Origin of the sequence: Rhodococcus sp. IEGM 1351 (assembly GCF_030056875.1) — a bacterium.
In the GTDB taxonomy this organism is placed as follows: domain Bacteria; phylum Actinomycetota; class Actinomycetes; order Mycobacteriales; family Mycobacteriaceae; genus Rhodococcus_F; species Rhodococcus_F opacus.
In genome coordinates this window covers 32,335-59,126 of sequence record NZ_JASHKU010000035.1, presented here as the reverse complement: position 1 = coordinate 59,126, position 26,792 = coordinate 32,335, and the positions used below count along the sequence as shown (strand labels likewise).

Genomic DNA, 26,792 nt, shown 5'->3' with positions numbered 1-26,792 from the left:
TCAGCGGATTCGGTTCTCGCGGCGACGGGTGCGACCGGCCTCAAGATACCTCGACAGCACCGGCCCGATGACAGCGAGGGACTGCGGCTCGATCATGTCGTTGTGCCCGCAGTCCACCGGATGCTCCACGATTCGACCCGTCACGAGCGGTCGCCACTCGTCCGCCGACCGGGCGCGCGTGGTGCCGTCGTCGTCGCCGGTCGCGGGGAAGATCAGCAGCTCGCCATCGTAGACCTGTGGCTCGAACCGGTGGACGAGGTTTCGCGAATTCTCGTATCCGGCGTTGATTCGCTCGAGGTGTTCGCCGCGCAGCCCGGAGTCGCTGCCCCACGATTCGTTCAGCAGTTGCGCCGCGCGTTCGTACGTGAGGTCGCCGTCGGTGGCGACGACGAGCCCCAGTCCGCGGAGCAGATCCCGCATGTCGAGCTTCCCGAAAAGCGGATCCTCGCCGTTGTCGGGATAGCTGTCCATGACCGTGAGGGTGGCGACCTCCTCGCCTGCCCTCTGCAGTTCGACGGCCATCGCGTGCGCGATGACCCCGCCCAGAGACCAGCCGAGCAGGTCGTACGGTCCCTCCGGCTGGATGACCCTCATCTCTTCGATGTACCGGTGCGCGAGTTGTTCGATCGACTGGTAGTCGCCGTCCCCGCTGATCGTGGGCAACTGCAGTCCGTACGCGCGCCGGTCGGCGGGCAGATACCGGACGAGACCCGCATACCCCCAGGAGAGCCCGATTCCCGGGTGGACGCAGAACAGCGGTCGTCCGGCGCCCTCGGTGAGCAGCGGAATCACCACCCCCAGCGCCTCCGTCACACCGCCCTCCGCCGACGGCAGGGCGATCCTGCGGGCGAGGCCGGCCGGGGTCGGATCGAGGAACATCCATTGCAGCGGGATCTTCCGATCGAGTCTCTCCTGCAGGGCGGCGATCACCTTCGTGGCGAGCAGGGAGTTGCCGCTCCTCTCGAAGAAATTGTCCTCGGCCCCCACCCGGTCGAGTCCGAGCACCTCGGCGAAGACGTCCACGACTGCCGCCTCGAGGTCGTTCGCGGGCAACCGGAAGCGAGCGCCCGACAGGAACTCGGGTGCGGGCAGTGCGGCGCGATCCAGCTTGCCCACCGGGGTCAGCGGAATCTGGTCGATTACGACGATCGCGGCGGGCACCATGTGGGCGGGCAGACGCTCCCCGACGAGACGGGTGAGTTCCGCGGTGTCGAGGTCCGCGCCGCCGATCGGACGGACATAGGACACGAGCAGCGGTTCCCCGGCAGGCCCGGCACGGCCGATCGTGACGGCGAACCCGACGTCGGGATGATCGGTGAGTGCCGCGTCGATCTCGCCGGGTTCGATGCGGAACCCGCGGATCTTCACCTGGAAGTCGCTGCGCCCGACGTACTCGAGAGTGCCGTCCCGGCGCCACCGCACCACGTCTCCCGTGCGGTACATCCGCTCGCCCGGCGCACCCCAGGGGGCGGCCACGAAACGGGACGCCGTCAGTCCGGGCCGACGGTGATACCCGGACGCCAGGGCGCGTCCCGACACGTACAGCTCACCGACCACACCGACCGGCACCGGGCGCAGCCGCGAATCCAGCACCACCTCGGAGACGCCGCGGGTGGGTGCGCCGAGCGTGATCGGGTCGCCCGGCACCAGCGGCTCGCTGATGTTCGACATGATCGTCGTCTCGGTCGGCCCGTAGGCGTTGAACATCCTGCGGCCGGGCGCCCACCGGGCGACGAGTTCGGGTGGACAGGCTTCACCGGCCGCGACCAGCGTCTGCAGCGACTCGAAGCCGAGGGGGTCCATCGACGCCAGTGCGGTCGGGGTGACGAATCCGTGGGACACCCGCTCGTCGCTCAGCAGTCCGGCCAGTTCGGTGCCGCCGTAGATCGTCGGCGGGGCGATCACCAGCGTCGCGCCCGCGCAGAATGCCATGACCAGTTCGAACACGGAGGCGTCGAAACTCGGCGACGCGAAGTGCAGCACCCGGGCGCCGGGTGTGACGGCGAGACGGTCGCGCTCCTCCGCGGCGAGGTTCGCCAGGCCGCGGTGCGTGACGGCCACTCCCTTGGGGACGCCCGTGGATCCGGACGTGTAGATGAGGTACGCGGGATGTGATTCGTGCAGCGGCGCCGTCCGGTCCGCATCGGTGACGGGGGCAGGCGACTGCACCCGGATCCGCTCCTCGGCTTCGGCGTCGTCGAGAACGATCCAGTTCACGGTGCCGGGCAGCCGATCTCGGTGTGCCCGAAGGGTCACCCCGGACACCGCCCCGGAATCGGTGAGCATGTGCTCGATGCGGTCGAGTGGATACCCGGGGTCGACCGGCAGGAACGCCGCGCCCGTTCGAGCGACCGCCCACACCGACAGCACCGATTCGATCGAGCGCGGCAGGCTCAGAGCGACGGTCGTTCCCGGACCCGCACCGTCCTCGATCAGGCGGCGCGCCAACCGGTTGGAGGATTCGTCGAGTTCGCGGTAACTGATCGTCCGGCCCCGGTACGACACCGCGTCGGCACTGCGGTCTCGTTCGACCGCGGCCGAGAGCAGTTCCGGCAGCAGGACATTCGGGGCGTCGGGCGCACCGCGCGCCGGGGTGAGCGCCGCGACTTCGTCGGTGCCGAGGATCTCGATGTCGCCGACCGGAAAACCGGGTTCGGCGGTGACGGTGTCGAGGATGCGCACGAACCGTTCTGCGAACCCCCGCACCGTGTCGGCGTCGAACAGGTCGGTCGCGTAGTCGATCGCACCCACCATCCCCGCAGCGCTGCCATCCGCGGCGAACCGCTCGTCGAGGATCACCTCGAGGTCCACCTTCACGACGGCGAGGTCGGGATCGAGCCCCTCGACGGTCAGCCCCGGCAACCGCAAGGCGGGATTCTCGGTGTTCTGGAATTCGAGGGACACCTGGAAGAGCGGCGAGTGGGCGGTCGACCGCACCGGTCCGACTGCGTCCACCACCCGTTCGAAGGGCAGGTCGGCGTGCGCGAAGGCACCGAGGTCGGCGTCGCGGACCCGAGCGAGCAGGTCACGGAACGGCTGTTCCGCCGCTACCGGGGTGCGCAGCGCCAGCGTGCCGACGAACATGCCGACGAGGTCGTCGAGCGCCGCCTCGCCGCGGCCGGCGATCGGGGTGCCGATCGCCACGTCCCCGGTGCCGCCGAGCCGGCCGAGCAGAACGGCGAGTGCGGCGTGCACGATCATGAATTCGGTGGACCGGTACTCTCGCGCCGCCGTCCGGATCCGCTCGTGCAGGCCGGGGTCGATCGCGAAGCGCACCCGGTCGCCCCGGAACGACTGCTGTGCGGGACGCCGACGGTCGGCAGGCAGTTCGAGGAGTTCGGGCAGCCCCGCGAGCGCCGACTCCCAGTAGGCCAGTTGCCGCGAGATCAGCGATCCGGGGTCGTCCTCGGACCCCAGCAGCCTGCGTTGCCACAGTGTGTAGTCGGCGTACTGCACGGGCAGCGGCGTCCAGGCGGGAGCGCGACCGTGGACGCGGGACTCGTACGCGATCATCACATCCCGCACCAGCGGTGCCATGGAGAAGCCGTCGGCCGAGATGTGGTGGACCACCACGGCGAGCACATGATCCGTCGGGTCGAGGGAGAACAGGGCGACGCGCAGCGGGACGGCGGCGGCGACGTCGAAGCCGGCCGACACCAGCCGGGTGAGCTCCTCCCGGAGGAGGCCTTCGTCCGCGACCGGGGTCGGCGCGCGCATCGGGGTGGCGGGCGCGCGGATCTCCTGGACGGGTTCGCCGTCGCGGAGCGGGAAGCGGGTGCGCAACGACTCGTGCCGGGTCACGACGTCCGTGACGGCGGCGGTCAGCGCAACCACGTCGAGGTCGCCGGTGAGCCGCACCACCATCGGGATGTTGTAGGCGGGCGAACTCGTGTCGAACTGGTTGATGAACCACATGCGTTGCTGAGCGAAGGACAGCGGGATGCGGTCGGGACGGTCCCCGGCGGTGAGGGCGGGACGGCCGGACGGACCCGCTCCCGCGTGCTCGATGCGCGCGGCGAACGCCTCGACGGTGGGCGCCTCGAACAACGCGCGCACGCCGATGTCGGTGCCGAGTGCGGCGCGCAGGCGGGCCACCGCGCGGGTCGCGCTCAGTGAATTGCCGCCGAGGTCGAAGAATCCCGCATCCGCGCTCACCCGGTCGAGTCCGAGGACCTCCGCGAAGACCTCGGCCACCATCTCCTCGACCGGATCGGCGGGTACCCGGTATTCGCGCGTGCCGACGTCGTATTCGGGTGCGGGCAGGGCTTTGCGGTCGAATTTGCCGACGGCGTTCAGCGGGATCTGGTCCAGCACCGTGATCGAGGACGGAACCATGTGGGCGGGCAGTCTGCCCGCGAGCCGTCGGGTGATCGTCTCGGTATCGAGCGCACGTTCGGGCGCGGGCACGACGTAGGACGCGAGGAGTGTGTCCCCGGCCGGTCCGCGGTAGGCGACCGTGGCCGCGAACCGGATGTCGGAGTCGGCCATGAGGGTGGTGTCGATCTCGCCGAGTTCGATGCGGAACCCACGCACCTTCACCTGGAAGTCGCTGCGGCCGAGGTACTCGATGGTGTGCTCGGGCGTCCAGCGCACGATGTCGCCGGTGCGGTACATCCGCTTCCCGGGATCGGCGGGGTCGGCGACGAACCGTTCTGCCGTCAGCCCGGGGCGCCGGTGGTAGCCGCGCGCCAGTCCCGCACCGGCGAGGTACAACTCCCCGGGAACCCCGACCGGGACGGGCTGCAACCGGGAATCGAGCACCAACTCCGTGACACCGCGGATCGGTCCGCCGATGGTGATCCGCTCCCCCGGGATCAGGGGATCGCTGATGTTGGACATGATCGTGGTCTCGGTCGGTCCGTACCCGTTGTACAACCGGCGTCCCGGCGCCCACCGGTTCACGAGTTCGGGTGGGCAGGCCTCGCCGCCGACGACGACGTCGGTGAAATGATCCAGCCCCGCCGGGTCGAGGGACGCGAGTGCCGCCGTGGTGACGAATGCGTGGGTGACGTGCCGCTCGCGGATCAGTTGGGCGAGTTCGTCGCCGCCGAATACCGTGGTCGGCGCGATCACCATCGTCGCTGCCGCGCCGAACGCCTGCAGGTACTCGAATACGGATCCGTCGAAGCTCGGTGTCGAAAAGTGCAGCGTCCGGGATGCGGGGTCCGCCCCGAAGCGGGCGAGTTGGTCGCGCGCGAAATTGTCCAGACCGCGGTGCGTCACGGTCACGCCCTTCGGCCTGCCGGTGGACCCCGACGTGTAGACGAGGTATGCGGCCGTGTCGAGGGTGACCGGTCCCCTGCGGTCGCCGTCGTCGACCGGTGCCGCGGATGCGGCCGCGCACTCGTCGACGAACGCGGGGTCGTCGAGCACCAGCCAGTCGGTGGTCTCGGGCAGGCGGGCGCGATGCTCGGACGTCGTCAGCCCGAGTGCGCACTCCGAATCGGTGAGCATGTGCGTGATGCGCTCGTCGGGATAGTTCGGGTCGACGGGTACGAACACGGCCCCGGTCTTGGCCACCGCCCAGACACACAGCACCGACTCGATCGAGCGTGGGATACCCACGGCCACCGACGTTTCCGGGCCGAGCCCGCTGTCGATCAGAGCACGGGCGAGCCGGGTGGACCGCTCGTCCAGCTCCCGGTACGACACCTCGACGTCGCCGGACGACAGGGCGACCGCATCCGGGTCGACGGCGGCCGCGTCCGTGAAGATCTGCGGGAGCGTGCGGACGGAGCCGGCGGGACCACCGCGGACCGGTACCAGTTCCGCCCGTTCGCGCTCGGTGAGCAGCGACAGCCGGGCGAGCGGCACGTCGGGTCCGGTGCAGGCATCGAGCACCCGCACCACCCGCTCGGCGATGTCCTCGATCGCGCCGGGGGCGAACAGGTCGGGCACGTACTCGAACTTCAGGTGCAGGCTCGCCGCCGCCGACGCGACGAGGCTCAGCGGGTAGTGGGCGGCGTCGCGGGCATCCACGCCGGTCACGCGGAGCCCGGCGATGTCGGTGTCCTCCGACAGCCCGGCCCGGTCCACCGGGTACGACTCGAACACGGTGAGCGTGTCGAACCCGACGCCGGGACCCGCGGCGTCCTGGATCTCGGCGAGACCCGTGTAGTGGTGATCGAGCATCGCCGCCTGCTCGGCCTGCACCCGCTCCAGCAACGCGCCGAGCGTCTCCTCCGGACGCAGCGTGACGCGCACCGGCACGGTGTTGATGAACAGCCCGACCATCGTCTCGATGCCGGAGAGTTCCGGCGGCCGGCCGGAGACGGTGGCGCCGAACACGACGTCGTCGCGGCCCGTGAGCATCCCCAGCACGATGCCCCATGCCGTCTGCAGAATGCTGTTGAGGGTGAGCCCGCGAGCACGCGCGGATTCGCGCAGCCGGTCGGTCCGGTCCTCGTCGAGGTCGAACACCCACTCCCGCGACACGGTCGACAGTTGCCGAGCCCGGTCGGCGGGGACCAGCAGCGTCGGTTCCTCCACCCCCGCGAGTGCGTCCGCCCAGGCCCGCGCGGACAGGCCGGTGTCGCGCCTGTTCATCCACGCCAGGTAGTCGCGGTAGTCCCGCACCCGGGGCAGCGGCGCCAGGTCGGCATTCGTGGCGTACAGCGTGAGCAGTTCCCGGATCATCAGCGGCATCGACCAGCCGTCGAGCAGGATGTGGTGGTTCGTCGACACCAGCCGGCAGCGGCCGCCGGCCGTCCGCACCAGCAGGAACCGGATCAGCGGTGCGGTGGTCATGTCGAACGGGGTGGTCCGGTCGGCGGCCAGCAGTCGCTCGACCTCGGCGGTCGCCGCGTCCTCGTCCAGTCCGCTCAGGTCGATCTCCCGCCAGGGCACGGCAACCCGGCCCGCAACCACCTGCACGGCCCCGCCCTCGGTGTCGTGACAGAACGCGCTGCGCAGGTTCGGGTGACGGTCGAGGAGGGCGCCGGCGGCCCGGCGCAGTCGTTCCGCATCGACGTCGCCGCCGAGGTCGAGGATCAGCTGGACGAGGTAGGCGTCCACCGATTCGTCGGCCAGTTCGGCATGGAACAGCATGCCCGCCTGCAGCGGCGACAGCGGCCAGACGTCGGTCATCGCCGGGTAGCGGCGCTCGAGGTCGTCGATCGCGCTCTGGCCGAGCCGGACGAGGCTCAGGTCGGACGGGGTGAAGCCGCCGCCACCGGACCGGGCGTGCGCGGTGAGGGCCTCGAGCGCGCCGACCCACAGCCCCGCGAGTTCGCCGACGTCGTCGGCGGCGACCACCCCGACGGGGAACGACCACGTGGCGGTGAGGGCGGGACCGGCGGCGGTGTCGGTGGTCCTGGCGTTCACGTCGACGACGGCCGCAGCGGGCAGCCCGGACTGCGCGGCGGCGGCGAGCCCCGCGTCGGAGACCGGTGTCCAGTCGCCGTCCGCCGCGGAACCCGAACCGAGCCTGCCGAGGTAGTTGAAACTCACCTGCGCGCTCGGCAGGGCCGCGAGCTCCGGCGCCGTCTCGGCGTCGAGGTAACGGAGCAGCCCGAACCCGATGCCGTGGTCGGGGATCGACTGCAACCGCTCCTTCACGGCCTTGACCGCGGCTCCGGCGGCGGGGCCGGCGGCGAACGCGTCGTCGACGTCCACGCCGCTCAGGTCGAGGCCTACCGGGAAGATCGTGGTGAACCAGCCGACGGTGCGGGCGAGATCGGCGCCCGGCACCACCTGCTCCTCACGACCGTGCCCCTCGAGATTCACCAGCGCGCCGGACGACTCGATGCCCCGCGCCCGGCGCCAGCGGACGAGCGCCAACGCCAGCGCCGTCAGCAGTCCGTCGCCGACGCTCCCGTGGAAGGCCTGGGGAAGCGTCGTCAGCAGCGCCTCCGTCACCTCGACGGGAACCCGGACCTCGACGTCGGAGGTCTGGATGTCGGTTGCGGTGAGGGGCCGCGACCCGAGCGGCGGGTCCGGGGTGTCGAGCATCCGCCGCCAGAGGTCGAGTTCGGCTGTGCGAGAGGGTTCCTGCGCCACATCCGTGAGGGCGTGCGCCCACCGGCGCATCGACGTGCCGATGCCGGGCAGGGTAGGCGGCTCACCCGACAGCACCTGAGCGCAGGCGAGGGCGAGGTCGGGGACGAGGATGCGCCACGACACCCCGTCGACCACCACGTGATGGGCGACGATCAGCAGCCGTCCCGCGGCGGCCGGTGTCGCGCTGCTCGCGAACCACACCGCCTGCACCATCACACCCGACTCCGGGTCGAGCCGGCCCGCGGCGGCGTCCAGTTCGCGGGACGCGGCCTCGGTGAACGAGTCCGCGGCGTCGAGCGGCACCGTGCGCACCACCGCGGTCGCCCGCACCCAGCCGGGCGGTGCGACCACCATCGCCGCACCCCGCTCGGCCCGGTCGCTGCGGTACAGTCGGGCGCGCAGCATGTCGTGCCGGTCAAGGACGGCCTGCATCGCCGCCGTCAGCGTGTCTTCGTCCAGTGCGGCGGGGGTCGTGAACAGCGCGGCCTGGGAGTACCGCCGGAAATCGCCGTCCCTGCCCAGCATCCAGTGCACGATCGGGGTCAGTGGCAACTCGCCGACGCCGCCGCCGGGCAACTCCTCCAGCGTGACGGTCTCCTCCCCCGCGGTCGCGACCTCCGCGAGTGCGGCAACCGTCTTGCGTTCGAACACGTCCCGCGGGGTGATCACCACCCCGGACGCCTTCGCCCGGGTGACGAGCTGAATCGACATGATGGAGTCGCCGCCCACCGCGAAGAACGAATCGTCGACACCCACCGATTCGAGGCCGAGGACCTCGGCGAACAGTGCGGCCAGGATCCGCTCCGTCTCCGTGGCGGGGGCACGACTGAGCGACACCTGCCGTCCGAAGTCCGGTTCGGGCAGCGCTCGGCGGTCGAGTTTGCCGTTCACCGTGAGGGGTAGGGCGTCGAGCACCACCACGGTCGCGGGCACCATGTGCGCCGCCAGCCTGTCGGCGACCGCGTCGACGATTCCGGCCGGGTCCAGCACCCGGCCCGCCTCGGGCACCACGTAGCCCACCAGTCGTTCGCGCCGCGCCGACACCACCGACTGCGCCACACCGTCGCAGTCGAGGAGCGCCGACTCCACCTCACCGAGCTCGATGCGGAAACCCTTGACCTGCACCTGGAAGTCGTTGCGGCCCAGATATTCCAGCTGGCCGTCCGTGTTCCACCGGCCGAGGTCGCCGGACCGGTACATCCGCGATCCGGGTGTGTGCGGGTCGGCCACGAACCGGGTCGACGTGAGCGTGAACCGGCCCAGATAACCCCGGGACACCTGCCCGCCCGACACGTAGAGTTCCCCGACCACTCCCGGCGGCACCGGGTGCAGGCGGGTGTCGAGCACGTAGACGCGCAGGCCGGGCAGTGCCCGGCCGATCACCGAGGCCGAGGCGGATGCGGCGAGTTCCTCGTCCAGCGGCAGGTGACTGACGTGCACGGTGGTTTCCGTGATGCCGTACATGTTCACCAGCGCCGGGGCGGTGTCGACGCGCCGCGCGTACCAGCGGGTGAGCTGCCCCAGGTCGAGGGCTTCGCCGCCGAACACCACGACGCGGAGGGCGAGTTCGGCGGCGCCGGCGACCCGGTCCGCCTCGGCGAGTTGGTAAAAGGCGGTGGGGGTCTGATTCAGGACGGTGACGTTCTCGTCCCGCAGCAGTCGCAGGAACATGTCGGGTGAGCGGGTCGTGAAGTAGTCCACCACCACCAGCCGGCCGCCGTGCAGCAGCGCGCCCCACAACTCCCACACGGAGAAGTCGAACGCCGCCGAATGGAACATGGTCCACACGTCGGAGGCATCGAACCGGAACAGGGGCTGCGTGTTCGCGAACAGGGTGACGACGTTGCGGTGCGCCACCTGAACGCCTTTCGGCCGGCCCGTCGAGCCGGAGGTGTAGATGACATACGCCACCGAGTCCGGGCGCAGCGGTCCGGTCCGGTCGCCGTCGGTCACCGGCAGCGGCGACGTACGGTCGAGTTCTGCCACCGTCTCCGCGCTGTCCACGAGGAGGAGCGGGACCCCGCTCGCCCGGACCGCGCCGGATTCGGCCTCGGTGGTCAGCACACACACCGGCCGGGCGTCGGCGAACACGAACGCGAGCCGCTCCGCCGGGTACGTGACGTCCACGGGCACATAGCCGGCGCCCGACTTCACCACCGCGAGCAGCGCCACCACCAGATCCACCGACCGCGCCGCGGCGACGGCCACCAGGGTCTCGGGGCCGGCGCCCCGCGCGATCAGCAACCGCGCCAGACGATTCGCCCGGCTGTCCAGCTCGTCGTAGGTGAGCGAGACGCCTTCGCACACGACGGCCGTCGCGTGGCGGGATCGCTGCGCGGCCCGCTCGAACAGTTCCGCCAGGGTCGCGTCCGGCGCGGCGGGCTCGGCGAGCGCCGGCAGCACCAGATCCCGCTCCACCCTGTCCAGGATCTCGATGTCGCCCACCGGGAGGCCCTCGGCAGCGGCGACCGATTCGAGCACCCGCAGGAACCGGTCCCCGAACCGCGCCACGGTGCCGCGATCGAGCACGTCCGTCGCGAACCGCAGTCCGGCAGCGAGTCCGGCCGGTGCGCCGTCCGTGTCGATCTGTTCGGCGACGCTCAGTTCCAGGTCGAACTTCGCGACGCCGAGGTCCACGTCGAGCGAGTCGACGGTGAGTCCGGGCAGTTCGAGGTGGGTGCCCTCCGCGTTCCGGAACTCGATGAGCACCTGGAACAGTGGGGTGTGCGACGTGGATCGTTCGGGGGCGAGATGGTCGACAAGCCGCTCGAACGGGATGTCCGCATGCTCGAACGCACCGAGGTCCGCGGCCCGGACCGCGGTCAGTACCTCACCGAACGACGCCCGCGGATCCACCACCGTTCGCAGCACGAGCGTGTTGACGAACATGCCCACCACGTCGTCGAGCACCGTCTGCCCGCGACCGGCGACGGGCGTTCCCATCGTGACGTCGTCCGTGCCCGACAACCGGGACAGCAGGACGGCGAACGCCGCGTGGACCGCCATGAACAGCGTCGAATTATGTTGGGCCGCGATCGTGTTCAACGCCCGGTGCAGCCGGGCCGGCACCTCGAACTCGACGACGTCCCCGCCGTACGACCGCTGGGCGGGGCGCGGCCGGTCGACCGGGATCTGCAGCACCTCGGGCACACCGGACAGGGTGTCCGTCCAGTAGCCCAGCTGCCTCGACAGCACCGAGTCCGGGTCGTCGACCGCGCCGAGGAAGTCCCGCTGCCACACGCTGTAGTCGGCGTACTGCACCGTCAGCGGAGTCCAGCCGGGGGTGTCCCCCACGGTCCGGGCGGTGTACGCGAGCATGACGTCGCGGGCGAGCGGCATCATGGAGAACCCGTCGGCGGCGATGTGGTGCACCACGATGGCCAGGACGTGCTGCTCGGGCTCCAGCTCGAACAGACTTGTGCGGAACGGGATCTCGTCGCTCACGTCGAAACCGGCGCCGACCAGGGCTGCGAGGGCGTCCCGCAGTGCACGGTCACCGGCGACGGCCACCGGATCGAGGCGGGGGGTGGCCCGCCCGGGATCGACGATCACCTGGTGCGGTCCGTCCACCGACCCGGGAAACACGGTGCGCAGCGATTCGTGCCGTTCGACGACGTCGCCGACCGCCGCGAGCAGGGCGGCGTGATCGAGGACTCCGGTCAGTCGCAGAGCGATCGGGATGTTGTAGGCAGGCGAAGACGTGTCGAACTGGTTGACGAACCACATGCGTTGCTGCGCCAGCGACAACGGGATCCGGTCGGGGCGCGGTCGTGCGGCGAGTGCCACCGACGGGGTGGTCGCCGTCGCCGCCGAGTCGATCCGGACCGCCAGATCGGCCACGACGGGCGCGTCGAACAGCGCGGCCACGCCGATCCCGGCGTCGAGGGCCGAGTTGATGCGCGCCACCGCCCGGGTGGCGCTCAGCGAGTCGCCGCCGAGTTCGAAGAAGCTGTCGTCCGCACCGACACGCGGGGCACCGAGCACGTCGGCGAACACCTGCGCGACGGCCTCCTCGACCGGAGTGGTGGGCGCCCGGTACCCGATGGTCGCCGACGTGAATTCCGGTGCGGGCAGCGCCTTCCGGTCGAGCTTGCCGACGGGGGTCAGTGGAATCTCGTCGAGGACGACCACCGCGGCGGGCACCATGTACTTGGGCAGGATCCGGCCCGCGAACGCGAGCACGTCCGGCGCCGCCACCTCCTCGCCGTCGTGCGGCAGCACGTACGACACCAGCGCCGTGTCCCCCAGCGGGCCCGGCCTGCCGAGGGTCGCGGCGAAGTCGAGGTGCGGATGGGTGGTGAGAACCGAATCGATCTCCCCCAGTTCGACGCGCTGACCGCGGATCTTCACCTGGAAGTCGCTGCGCCCGAGGTATTCGAGGGTGCGGTCGCGACGCCACCGCACGACGTCGCCCGTGCGGTACATCCGGCCGCCGCCGTAGGGGTCGGCGACGAACCGCTCCGCGGTGAGAGCCGGCCGGCGGTGGTATCCGCGGGCCAGCGCCGGTCCCGCGATGTACAACTCGCCGGGCACCCCGGCCGGAACGGGCTGCAGCCGCGCGTCGAGGACCGACAGCGCGATGCCCCGGACGGGGCTCCCGATGGTGACCGGCTCGCCCGGTCTCATCGGCCGGCTGAAGGTGGTGAGGATGGTGGCCTCGGTGGGGCCGTACCCGTTGAACATCGCCCGATCCGCACCCCACGCCGCGACCAGCTCGTCACCGACGGCGTCGCCGGCCACGACGAGCGCCTCGAGGTGCTCGATGCGATCGCGCTCCACGGTGGCCAGGACGGCCGGGGTGATGCAGGCGTGGGTGACGCGTTCGCGCCGCAGCAGCGCGGCCAGTTCCGCCCCGCCGTAGACGTCGGGGGGAGCGATCACGAGCGTCGCCCCGGCCGCACACGACTGGACGAGTTCGAGTATCGCCACGTCGAAGCTGGGTGAACAGATGTGCAGGCACCGGGCGTCGGGCGACACGGTGTAGTGCTCGGTCTGTTCGGTGAGCAGGTTCGCCAGACCGCGGTGGGTGACGACGACGCCCTTCGGCCTGCCGGTGGACCCGGATGTGTAGATGGCGTACGCGGCGTGGTCGACGTCGAGCACCGACCGGCGGTCCAGGTCGGTGACGCGGGCAGACGATGCGGCGGCCCACGTGCGGTCGAAGGCCGGATCGTCCAGCACCAGCCACGGCACGGAACCGGGCAATCGGTGCCGGTGCGCCGACGTCGTCACACCCAGTGCCGCACCGGAATCGGCCAGCATGTGCTCGATGCGATCGGCGGGATAGTTCGGGTCGACGGGCACGAACGCCGCGCCCGCTTTCGCGACCGCCCACACGGCCAGCACCGATTCCCGTGATCGGGGTAGCCCGAGCGCCACGAACGTCTCCGGCCCGGCACCGCGTTCGATGAGGACGCGGGCCAGCGCGCTCGACCGCTCGTCGAGTTCGCGGTAGCTCGTCTCGCGTCCGTCGAAGACGAGCGCGGGCGCCTCCCGCCGGTTCCCGGCCGAGGCGGTGAGGATCTCGGGCAGGGTCTTCGGCGGACCGGCGGGGGCCCCGGACACCGCGGTGTACTCCCGGAGTTCGGCCTCCGACAGCAGGGTGAGGTGGGCGATGGGTGTATCGACATCCGACAGCAGGATCTGCACGACGCGCGCGACGCGGGCCGCCACCGACTCCGCGAACTCGCTCGGGAAGACGTTCGGCTGGTACCGCAGTCGCAGGTGCAGTCCGGTGTCGACGTGCGCCATCAGGGTGAACGGGTAGTGGGTGGAGTCGATCCCCTCGATCCCGGCGACGTGCATGCCGTCGATGTCGGTGTCTTCCGACAACCCCATGCGGTCCACCGGATACGACTCGAACACGGTCAGCGTGTCGAACGCGGCGCCCTCGCCCACGGCGCGCTGGATCTCGGTGAGTCCCACGTAGTGGTGATCGAGGAGGGCGGACTGTTCACGCTGGAAACGCTGCAGCAGTTCGGCGAGCGTCTCCTCGCGGCGCAGGCGCAACCGGACGGGCACCGTGTTGATGAACAGCCCCACCATCGACTCGATGCCTGCTACTCCCGGTGGGCGGCCGGACACCGTGGCTCCGAAAACCACGTCCTCGCGGGTGCCGAGCGTGGTCAGCACGAGCCCCCACGCCACCTGGACGAGGGTGTTCAACGTCAGCCCGTGCTCCCGCGCGAGGGTCTCGAGCGCCCGGGTCTTCTCCTCGCCCACGTCGAGGCGCACGTCCTCGGGTTCGGCGAAGCTCGGCTCGCCGCGCGCCGCGGGCGCCACGAACGTCGGCTCGTCCGAGCCGGCGAGGGCCGATACCCAGGCAGCCGTGGACCGTTCGTGGTCCTGCCTGCCGATCCACTGCAGGTAGTCGCGGTAGGACGTGACGCGGGGAAGGGCCGTCGTGTCGCCGTCCGTGGCGTAGAGGACGAGCAGGTCCTTGATCACCAGCGGCGTCGACCATCCGTCGAGGAGGATGTGGTGATGGGTCACGACCAGCCGGTACCGGTCGGGTGCGATGCGCAGCAACGTGAATCGGAGCAGCGGCGCCTCGGACATCTCGAACGGGACGGCGCGCTCGGCCGCGACGAGTGCCGCCGCCTCCGTCGCGATCGGGGTGTCGTCGAGATCCGACAGGTCGACGTCGGTCCACGGCGCGGTCGCCCTCGCGAGTACCACCTGGACCGGTCCGCCACCGGTGTCGGCGAACGCCACCCGGAGGTTCGCGTGCCGGTCGAGCAGGCCCTGTGCGGCGCGGCGGAGTCTGGCGGAGTCGACGGTGCCGCGCAGGTCGAGGACCAGCTGCACCTGATACGCGTCGAGGCGATGCTCGGACAGCTGCGCGTGGAACAGCAGACCGGCCTGCAGCGGTGACAACGGCCAGATGTCGGCGACGTCCGGGTAGGTGCTCTCGAACCGGTCGATGTCTGTCTGCCCGACCGACACCAGATCGAGATCGGACGGTGTCAGCCCGCCTGCGCCCGGACGGCTCGCGTGCTCGGCCAGGGCGGTGAGTGCCCGAACCCACAGTGCGGACAGCTCTTCCACGTCCTCGGCGGCCAGCACACCCGTGGGGTACGACCACGTCGCGGTGAGTACCGGGGCGCCGTCCCGGGCGGTGGTGGCGGCGTTGACGTCCACGACCCAGGCGGCGGGCATGTCGTAGTTCTGGGTTCCGCCGAGGTCCCCGCTGCCGGCGACGGGCAGCCAGGGCACGTCGCCCCCGCTCGTCGCCACCCGGCCGAGATAGTTGAAACTCACCTGCGGTGGCCGGAATCGGCGCAGTGCCTCCGAGCCGACCGGATCCAGGTACCGCAGCATCCCGTAGCCGATGCCGTGATCGGGGATGGCGAGGAGTTGTTCCTTGATCGCCTTGATCGCGGACCCGGCCGCGTCGTCGCCGGCGAGGGCGGCGTCGACGCCGATGCCGGTGAGGTCGAGTCGCGCCGGGAACAGTGTGGTGAACCACCCGACGGTGCGGGACAGGTCGGCGCCGGGCACGACGTGGTCTTCGCGTCCGTGACCCTCGAGGTTGATCAGCACGTCGGCCGACTCGACCCCACGACGGCGCCGCCACCGAATCATCGCCAGCGTGAGCGCTGTGAGGAGGCCGTCGCCGACGGTGCCGTGGAAGGCGGCGGGCAGCGTGGTGAGGAGTGCCTCGGTGACGTGTGCGGGGACTTCCACGGTGACGCGGCCCGTCGTGGCATCGACGTCGACTGCGGGATCCAGCGGCCGGGAGCCGACGAGCGGATCGGGGCCGTCCAGGATCGACTGCCACCGGCCCGCTTCGGCGCGTCGAGGCCCTACGGCATCGGTGAGTCCGTGCGACCACCGCCGCATCGACGTCCCCACGGCAGCCAGCGCCGCGGTCAGCCCCTCCGCGACGCGGGTGTGGGCCGCCGCCAGATCCGAGATCAGGATCCGCCACGACACGCCGTCGACCACGAGATGATGCGCGACCAGCAGCAACCGCCCCTGCCCGCCGGGACCGTCGAACCAGAGCACCTGCACCATGCTGGCCGAGGCCGGGTCCAGGCGGTCCGCCGCCGCGTTCAGTTCCGCCCTCGCCACCGCATCGAAATCACCAGGGTCGAACGACGTCACGGGCACGTGACGGATCAGCGCGTCGGCAGGCACCGATCCGGCCGGCAGCACCGTCATGGCCCACTGCCCCGCCTCGTCGACGGCGAGCCGCGCGCGGAGCATGTCGTGGCGGTCCAGCACGGCGTCGACGGCGGCGGCGAGATCGTCGCGGGTGAGCCGCGGCGGCGCGGTGACCAGCACGGCCTGGGAGAACCGGTCCAGCCGGCCGCCGCTGCGCCCCAGCATCCACGCGACGACGGGTGTCAGCGGAACCGGGCCGACGCCGGCGCCGGGAAGTTCCTCCAGCACCACGGTATCCGCGCGCTCGTAGTGGGCCACCTCGGCGAGACCGGCGACGGTCCTGCGCTCGAACACGTCCCGCGGGGAGAGAATCAGGCCGGCTGCCTTCGCGCGGGCCACCAGCTGGATCGACATGATGCTGTCGCCGCCCAGCGCGAAGAACGAATCGTCCACACCCACCCACTCGAGTCCCAGCACGTCCCGGAACAGACCGGCGAGCAGCGCCTCCGTCTCGGTGCGCGGCGGACGACTGTCGGTGACGGCGACACCGAAGTCCGGTTCCGGCAGCGCCTTCCGGTCGAGCTTGCCGTGGACCGTCACCGGGAGCGCCGCGATCACCACGACGGCGGCGGGCACCATGTACGCCGCGAGCCGCGTGCCCGCGAACTGCAGCACCTCGCCCGGATCGATGTCCGCTCCGGGTTCGGGGACCACGTACCCGATCAGCCGGTCGCCGGACCGTTCGTCCCGGCGCACGTCGGCGACCGCCGCCGCCACGTCGCCGTGCGCGAGCAGCGCCGATTCGACCTCGCCGAGTTCGATCCGGAATCCGCGGATCTTCACCTGGAAGTCGGTGCGCCCCAGGTAGTCGAGTTGCCCGTCCACCGTCCAGCGCACGAGGTCGCCGGTCCGGTACATCCGGCTGCCCGCCGGCCCGAACGGGTTGGCCACGAAGCGTTCCGCAGTCAGCGGGTATCGCCCGAGATAGCCACGTGCGAGCGCGGGGCCGGCGAGATACAGCTCCCCCGCGACCCCCGCCGGTACGGGATGCAGCCGCGCGTCGAGGACCGCCTCGGTGAACCCGAGCGTCGGCGCGCCGATCGTGACCGGTTCGCCCGGCGCCAGCGGGGTGCTGATGCTCGACACGACGGTCGACTCGGTCGGACCGTACGCGTCGAACATGGCCCGGCCCGGCGCCCAGCGGGCCACCAGTTCCGGTGGGCAGGCCTCGCCGCCGGTCACCACGCACCGCACGCTCTCGAGGCCGGCGGGATCGACCGAGGCGAGCGCCGCCGGGGTGACGAAGCAGTGCGTGACCCGCTCGCGCAGCAGCAGATCCGCGAGCTCCTCGCCGCCGTAGACGGACGGGGACGCGATCACCATCGTCGCGCCCGGCCCGACCGCCAGCATCAGCTCCAGCACGGAGGCGTCGAAGCTCGGCGACGCGAAGTGCAGGGTGCGGGACGCCGCGGTCGTGTCGAACGTGTTCTGCTCCGTCGCAGCGAAATTCGCCAGGCCGCGGTGTGTGGTCACCACGCCCTTCGGCCTGCCCGTCGATCCCGACGTGTAGATGACGTACGCGGGGTGGTCCACGTGCAACGCCGACGTGCGGTCGGTGTCGGTCACCGCCGCCGCCGGGAGCAGCGCCAGTTCGGCCTCGGTTCCGGGGTCGCCCGGCACCAGCCACGGGATCGACGCGGGAAGGGCCGACTGCAACGCGGCCGTGGTGAGACCGGCGACGGCGCCCGAGTCACCGAGCATGTACTCGATGCGGTCGGCCGGATGATTCGGGTCGACCGGCAGGAACGCGGCCCCGGTCTTGGCCACCGACCAGACCGCCAGCACGGATTCGATCGACCGCGGCAGCGCCAGAGCCACCACCTGTTCCGGGCCGACGCCGCGCTCGATCAGGAGCCGGGCGAGCCTGTTCGACCATTCGTCGAGGTCCCGGTAGGACACCTCACGTCCTTCGAAGGACAGCGCCGCGGCGTCCGGGTCCGCGGCCGTGGCGGCCGCCAGCAACTGCGGCAGCGTCCGAGCCGCCACGCCGGGGCCCCCGCTCGCGGACGTCAGTGCGACCCGCTCGCCGGCGCCGAGGACGTCGACGTCGCCGACCGGGGCGTCCGGGGACTCGGTGACGGCGCTCAGGATCCGGACCAGGCGCTCGGCGAACGCGGCCACCGTGTCCGCGTCGAAGATGTCGGCGGCGTACCCGAGCGCCGCACTGAGGCCCCCGGGATGCCCTTCGGCGTCGGTGTTCTCCCGCAGGGTCAGCTGGAGGTCGAAATTGATCGTGTCGAACGCGAGGTCGAGGGGTTCGACGTGGAGGCCCGGCAGCTCCAGCTCGGGGCGCTCGGTGTTCTGGAATTCGAGCATCACCTGGAACAGCGGCGAGTACGCCGTCGAGCGGGAGGGACGCAGGCTTTCCACGACGCGTTCGAACGGGACGTCCGCGTGCGTGAACGCCCCGAGATCGGCCTCGCGGACCTGCGCGAGCAGCTCGGCGAACGTGCGGGCGCCGTCGACGGGGGTCCGGAGCACGAGGGTGTTCACGAACATGCCGACCAGGTCGTCGAGCTCGGCCTCGCCGCGGCCCGCGATGGGGGTGCCCACGGCGACGTCGTCCGACGCGCTCAGCCGCGACAGCAGGACGGCCAGCGCGGAGTGCAGGGCCATGAACACGGTCGATCCGTGCCTGCGGGCGAGCTGCACGACGCTCCGGTGGAGGTCCGGGTCGATCTCGAACTCGACGCGGCCTGCACCCAGGGTCCGGGCGGCCGGGCGGGGCCGGTCCGTCGGCAATTCCAGCACATCCGGGAGGTCGGCCAGTGTCGCGGTCCAGTAGTCGAGCTGGCGGACGAGCGGCGAACCGCCGTCGTCTTCGTCGCCGAGCCAGTCCCGTTGCCACAGTGTGTAGTCGGCGTACTGCACAGGAAGCGGGGTCCAGTCCGGCGCGACGCCGCGGCGCCGCGCGGTGTACGCCGACAGGACGTCGCGGGCGAGCGGAACCATCGAGAAGCCGTCCGCCGCGATGTGATGCACGACCACGGCCAGCACGTGCTCGTGCTCGTTCACCCCGAACAGCCGGGCCCGCACCGGTGCCTCCGTCGTCACGTCGAACCCTGCGGAGAGCAGGCGGTGGAGTTCCGCGCCGAGGTCCGCCGACTCGACGGCGTGCGGTGTGAGAGCGGGCGCCACCTTCTCCGCCGGGAGGATCACCTGCCGCGGACCGCTGTCGGTGAGGGGGAAGACGGTGCGGAGGGATTCGTGGCGCTCGACGACGTCGGCGACGGCCGCTTCCAGCGCCTGCGTGTCGAGCGTGCCGGTGAGGCGGAGCGCGATCGCGACGTTGTACGCCGCACTGGCCGTGTCGAACTGGTTGATGAACCACATCCGCTGTTGTGCGAGCGAGACGGGGACCTCCCGCGACGGATCCCGCGGGGTCGGCGCCGGCCGGGATTCCAGGTTGGTTTCCCCGGCCTCGGCGCGGGCGGCCAACCCGGCGACGGTCGGGGCGTCGAACACGTCCCGCACGCCCAGCCGGTCGCCGACCGCGGCGTTGAGGCGGGCGACGAGCCGGGTCGCGGTCAGCGAGTTCCCGCCGAGCGCAAAGAAGTTGTCGTTCGCCCCCACCCGGACGATGCCGAGCAGGTCGGCGAACACGGCGGCGACGATCTCCTCCACCGGATTGCGCGGGGCGGCGAACCCCACCGTCGACGTGCCGAAGTCCGCTTCGGGCAGCGCTTTCCGGTCGAGTTTGCCGTTGACCGTCAGGGGCAGGGCGTCGATCACCACCACCGCGGCCGGCACCATGTACGACGGAACGCTCGCCCCGACCGCGTCGAGAACCGCCGCCGCATCGACATCCGCACCCATCTCCGGGACCACGTAGCCCACCAGCCGGTCGCCGTCCCGGTCGTCGCCGCGCACCACGACCACCGACTGCGCCACCCCGGCGCACGCGGCCAGAGCCGCCTCCACTTCGCCGAGTTCCACCCGGAACCCGCGCAGCTGCACCTGGAAGTCGCTGCGCCCCATGTACTCGAGCCGGCCGCCCGCACCCCACTTCACGACGTCGCCCGACCGGTACATGCGCGCCCCCGCCCGGTGGTGGCCGAACGGGTCGGCGACGAAACGCGTCGCGGTCAAACCCTGCCTGCCGATATAGCCGCGGGTCACCTGGTCGCCGGACACGTACAGCTCACCCACCACCCCGGGCGGCACCGGATGCAGCCGGCCGTCGAGGACGTAGACACGCAGACCGGGGAGTCCGCCGCCGATCACCGAGCCCGGCACGGACGCCACCAGCGCACGATCGAGGGCGAGGAAGCTGACGTGCACCGTGGTCTCGGTGATGCCGTACATGTTCACCAGCACGGGGTCCCGGTCGTCGTGCCGGGTGTACCACCGCTCCAGTTGCCCGACGTCGAGGGCTTCGCCGCCGAAGATCACGTGCCGCAACGACAGTGGCGCCTGGTCGGTGTCCTCGACGGCGTTCGCCGCACGATCGGCCTCCGTCAGCTGGTAGAACGCCGTCGGGGTCTGGTTCAGCACCGTCACCCGTTCCCGGCGCAGCAGTTCGAGGAACGCGTCCGGCGATCGTGCGGTGAAGTAGTCGACCAGCACCAGCCGGCCACCGTGGACGAGCGCACCCCACAGTTCCCAGACGGAGAAGTCGAACGCGTACGAGTGGAACAGCGTCCACACGTCGGACGAGTCGAACCCGAACAGCTCCCGGGTGTTGGCGAGCAGCGTGACAACGCACCGATGTGATACCTGGACGCCCTTCGGCCGCCCGGTCGACCCCGACGTGAAGATGACGTACGCGACGGTGTCGGCCCACAGCGGCCGCAACCGGTCCGAGTCGGTGACCGGCAGCCCGGACAGCTCGGCCACCGCACGCGCCGTCGCCGGATCGTCGATCGCCACCACCGGAATTCCGGCCGGCGCCAGCGACGCGAATTCCGCGCTCACCACGGCGCAGACGGGTCGCGCGTCCTCGAACATCGCTGCCACCCGCTCGGCGGGATAGCTGGTGTCGACCGGGACGTACCCGCCACCGGCGGCGAGCACCGCCAGCAACGTCACCACGAGGGCAGGCGTGCGCTCCACCATCACCGCGACCAGCGACTCGGTTCCCACCCCCTCGGCGATCAGCAACCGTGCCAACCGGTTCGCCTGCTCGTCCAGTTCGCCGTAGGTCAGCGTCTCGTCACCGCACACGACCGCAGTGGCGTCCGGGGTCGACGCGGTCACCCGCGCGAGCAACTCGACCACGGTCTGTGCGTCGGCCGGGACACCCGCACGGTTCCACCGGTCCAGCACCAGGTCGCGCTCGACCGCACCGAGAACCGGGATGTCCCCCACCACCGCCGCCGGGTCGTCGACCACCGCCCGCAGCACCCGGACGAAGCGTTCCCCGAACCCCTCCACCGACGTCCGGTCGAACACGTCCGTCGCGTACAGGAATGCGGCGGCCATACCTGCGGCGGTGCCCTTCTCGTCGTGGTATTCGGCGAGCGACAGCTGCAGGTCGAATTTGGCGACCCCCGGGTCGACGTCGACCGCCTCGACGGTCAGGCCCGGCAGTTCGAGGTGGGCGCGCACGGTGTTCTGGAATTCGAGCAGCACCTGGAACAGCGGCGAGTGGGACGTCGACCGGCCAGGCGCCAGCTCGTCGACGACGCTCTCGAAGGGAACGTCCGTGTGCCCGAACGCGCCCAGATCCGTGTCGCGGGCCCGGGCCAGCACGTCGGTGAACACCTCACCGGGCTCCACCGGAGTCCGCAGCACCAGCGTGTTCACGAACATCCCCACGAGGTCGTCCAGCGCCGCCTCGCCACGACCCGCGATCGGGGTGCCGATGGCGACGTCGCCCGATCCGGACATCCTCGACAGCAGCACGGCCAGCGCCGCGTGCATCACCATGAACAGGGTTGCGTGGTGCTCGCGCGCGAGGAGGAGCAGTTGCCGGTGCAGGCCCGCGTCGATCGCAAACGCCGCGGTCGCACCCTCGAGCGAGCGGGTCACCGGCCTGTTCCGGTCCAGCGGCAGGGCGCTGACCTCCGGGAGTTCGGCCAGCACACCGCGCCAGTACTGCAACTGCCGGGACATGAGGCTGTCCGCGTCGTCGGCACTGCCGAGGAGGCGACGCTGCCACACGCTGAAGTCGGCGTACTGCACGGGCAGCGGCTCCCAGCTCGGCGGTGTCCCGGACCGGCGTGCCGCGTATGCGACCATCAGGTCGCGGGCCAGCGGCGCCAGCGACGCCCCGTCGGCGGCGATGTGATGCACCACGAACACCAGCACGTGTTCGTCGGGGCCGATCCACAACAGCGCCGCCCGCAGCGGGACCTTCGCGCTCACGTCGAATCCGCCCGCGAGGAGGGTCGCGATCCTCTCGTGCAGCGACTCGTCGCCGTCGACGTGCGGGGTGAGGTCGGGGACGACGTCCGCGGTGTCGACCACCACCTGGTACGGCCCGTCCGCCGACGCGGGGTACACGGTGCGCAACGACTCGTGCCGCTCGATGACGTCGCCCACCGCGGCCCGCAGCGTGTCGGAGTCCAGAGGTCCGAGTAGGCGCACGGCCATCGGGATGTTGTACGCCACCGACGACGTGTCGAACTGGTTGAGGAACCACATCCGTTGCTGCGCCAGCGACAACGGGATCCGTTCGGGCCGCTCCCCGACGGCCAGGGGCGGTCGGTCCACGAGTTCCGTACCGGAACGGCGAACGTACGCGGCCAGCAGTTCGACGGTGGGCGCCTCGAACAACGCTCGCACACCCACGTCCGATCCGAGTGCCGCGTTGACGCGCGCGATCACCCGCGTCGCCACGAGAGAATTGCCGCCGAGGTCGAAGAAGCTGTCGTCGACACTGATCGGTTCGACGCCGAGGACCTCGGTGAAGACCTCGGCGATCGATTCCTCGACCGGGTCGGTAGGCGCCTTGAATTCGGCGGCCGCGGACAGGAACCGCGGTTCCGGCAGTGCCGCGCGGTCCAGCTTGCCGACCGGGGTCAACGGGATCTCGTCCAGCACCACGACGACCGAGGGAACCATGTACGCCGGCAACCGGTTCCGCACCTGTCGCAGCAGTTCCGTCGTCTCGATCGGCCTGCCTGGGGCCGGGACGACGTACGAGACCAGGACCGTGTCCCCGGACGGCCCCGGCCTGCCGATGGTGACGGCCAGCCGCACGTCCGGATGTGTCTGCAGAATCGCGTCGATCTCGCCGAGCTCGATGCGGAAACCCCGCACCTTCACCTGGAAATCGCTGCGCCGCAGGTACTCGAGCGTGTGGTCGGGCCGCCACCGCACCACGTCACCCGTGCGGTACATCCGGCCGCGGCCGTAGGGGTCGGCGACGAAGCGCGCCGCGGTGAGACCGGGACGGCGGTGATAGCCCCGCGCCACACCGGCACCGGCGATGTACAGCTCACCGGGTACCCCGACGGGTACCGGATGGAGCCGGGCGTCGAGTACCACTTCCTCGGTACCTCTGATCGGCCCGCCGAGTGTGATGGGGTCAGCGGGGGTCATCGGTGCGCTGATGTTCGCCATGACGGTCGTTTCGGTGGGACCGTACGCGTTGTGCAGCCTGCGGTCCGGCGCCCACCGGGCCACCAGTTCGGGCGGGCAGACCTCACCGCCCACGGCCACGTCGAGGAAGTCGCCCAGCGCATCCGGCGGGATCGTGCCCAGCGCGGCCGTGGTGACGAAGCCGTGCGTGACGCGTTCCGACCGCAGGAGGTCGGCCAGTTCCGGGCCGCCGTACGCGGATGGCGGCACGACCACCATCGTGGCACCCACCCCGAACGCCTGCAGGTACTCGAAGACGGACGCGTCGAAACTCGGCGTCGAGAAGTGCAGTGTCCGGGACGATCTCGTGGCGCCGAAGCGTTCCTGCTGGTCGGCCGCGAAGTTGTCGAGCCCGCGGTGCGTGACGGTGACGCCCTTCGGCTGCCCCGTCGAGCCGGACGTGTAGATCAGGTACGCGGAATTGTCGAGGTGCAGGGGCCGGATGCGGTCGGAGTCGGTCACCGGATTGTCGGGCCGGGCCGCGCAGGCGGCCTGGAAGTCCTGGTCGTCGAGCACGCACCAGGGAATAGAATCGTGGAGGCGTCCCCGCAGCGACTCCTCCGTCAGGCCCAGCACCGCACCGGAATCGGCGAGCATGTAGTCGATTCGGTCGGGCGGGTAGTTCGGGTCCACCGGAACGAATGCCGCCCCCGTCTTCGCGACGGCCCACACGGACGCCACCGACCGGAACGAGCGCGGCAGTGCCAGCGCGACGAACGATTCCGGCCCCACCCCGCGGTCGATCAGCATTCGCGCGACCTGCGTCGACCACCGGTCCAGCTCGCGGTACGACAACTCCTCGCCCTGCCGCGACAGGGCCGTCGCCGCCGGATCCAGCGCGGCGGCGTCCGCGAAGAGGTCGGGCAGGGTGCGCTCGGACCGGCCCGGCCGTCCTCGTACCGGTGTCAGCGCGGAACGTTCGCCCGCGGACAGGATCTCGATGTCTCCGACCGGAACCTCGGGGTCGGCCGCCATCGCGCCGAGTATGCGGAGGTACCGCTCGGCGGCCACCCGGATCGTGTGGGAGTCGAACAGGTCTGCGGCGAAACCGAATTCGACGGTCACACCCGCCGCAGCCCCCGACTCGTCGACCGCTTCGGTCACGGTCACGCACAGGTCGAGGCCGGAGACGGTGCAACCCGGGGAGCCGGGCGCGCGGGTGTCGAGCAGCACCTGAACGATCGGTGCGTACGCGTCCGACACCGACACGTCGAGCTCCCGCACCAGCCGGTCGAACGGAACAGCGGTGTGCGCCACCGCCTCGGTGGCGACGTCCCGGACGTGCGACAGATAGTCGTGGCACGACACCTCGCTCGCGTAACGCGATCGCACCACCACGGTATCCGTGCGATCGCCCACGTCCACGGCGATTCCGACGGCGATGTCGCTGCTTCCGGTCACCCTGCCCAGCAGGATCGACAGGGCCGTCAGGAACACCGTTCGGCCGGTGGTGCCGGCGGCGTCGGCCAGTGCGGCCACGCGGCGGTGCAACTCCCCCGGCACCACGACGGTGACCCGGTCGCTCGCCGGCGACAACCTTGCCGGCCGGCGGCGGTCGGTGGGCAACGGCAGGAAGTCGGGCAACCCGTCCAGCTGCCGGCGCCAATACTCGATTTCCTCGGCCTCGCGCAGAAGTCGTTCGCCGGTGCGGGCACTGGTCTCGTGAATGCTGCCCACCCGGGACGCCGGATCTGCGGTGGCCAGTTCCTCGAGCAACTCGACGAACTGCCGATGGTGCTCCCGCAGTTCCGCCTCCTCGTAGCGGCTGGGGTTCGCGCGGAAGTCCACGAAGATCCTGGTGGGGGTGCCGCTCTGATACACGTTGATCAGCAGGTCCTCGACCGGGCCCGACGTGACGATGTGGAAATCGCCGAGAAGCGAACCCAGCGCGACCTCCTGGCGGAACAACATGACGTTCACCATCGGCCCGTACAGTGCCGTCGTCGCGGTGTCGCCGGCGTCGCGGCGGATGTCGTCGAGGCTGCACCGCTGGTGTCGCAGTGCGGCGACCAGCTCACGCTGGACCTTCTCGATCAGTTCCGCGACGGTGTCGTCGGCCCGGACGCTGACGGGCATCGGGGCCACGTTGACGAGCATGCCACCGGAATTGCGCAGCACCGCCGTGGTGCGCGCCGACACCGGAATCGTCACCAGTACATCGGTTCTGCCGGTACGTCGCGACAGGTAGCATGCCGCGGCCGCGATGATGGTCGCCGCAGACAGACTGTCGCGGGAATCGAGAACCGCCACGACGTCGTCCGAGAGGATGGCACTCTCCACCGTGCTGGTGGCCGACACCTGCCCCGCCGTCCGCGCCAGCGTGGTGCCCTCGAGCCCGGCGACCCGCGCGGCCCAGTACTCTCGATCGGTTGCGAAACGCTCGGAGGCGCGGTACCGGCTGTCGATGTCGTACAACTGCCGCAGGCTCACCGCCCGGTTCGGATCCGGTTCGCGGCCCGCGATTTTCGCGGAATAGCGGTGTGCGATGCGGCGCAGCATCGTCATGGCGCCGTAGCCGTCGAGCGCGACGTGGTGAATCCTGCTGTACCACAGGAAGTGTGTGTCACCGGTCTGCAGGATCGACGTCTCGACCAGCCGGTCGGCGCTCAGGTCGAGCGGCGTGACGTAATCGCGTTCCATCCATTCGTGTGCCGCCGCCACCGAGTCGTCTTCCGCACGGAAGTCGACGTACGCGATCGACGTGTCCGTCCGATGGTCCACGTACTGCAGCGGCCGGCCCTCGACGTCGTACACCTTGAGGAAGGGTGATTCGAACTCACGGGCCGCTTCCACCGTCTCCTGCCGGAGCAGGTCGATGTCGAGCACACCGTGGAACTCCACGTACTGGGCGATGGAGATCGGGACCTGCGGTTCGAGTTGCTGCGCGAACCACGTGGCCCGCTGCGCCGCCGAGAGCGGAATCGGTTCGCCGCCGCCCGGAACACGGAGGTCCGCGGGGCGGCGCGTTTCTCCCGCCCCCGGAACGGGTCCTTCACCTTGTCCTGGGCACACTCGAACTCGACCTCGCCCCGCCCTACCAGGACGGACGCACTGTTTCGAGTATCCGCCCCTCGGACGCGCCGGGTCCAGGGCACTGCGGGACA

1 protein-coding gene is annotated in these 26,792 nt (G+C 70.9%); it reads right to left on the bottom strand.

Features of this window, described 5'->3' with window-relative positions:
- Window positions 1-26,700, bottom strand: a complete 26,700-nt coding sequence (locus QM806_RS36635; RefSeq protein ID WP_283294653.1) for a non-ribosomal peptide synthase/polyketide synthase — start codon at window positions 26,698-26,700, stop codon at window positions 1-3.
- Window positions 26,701-26,792 lie beyond the last annotated feature (92 nt).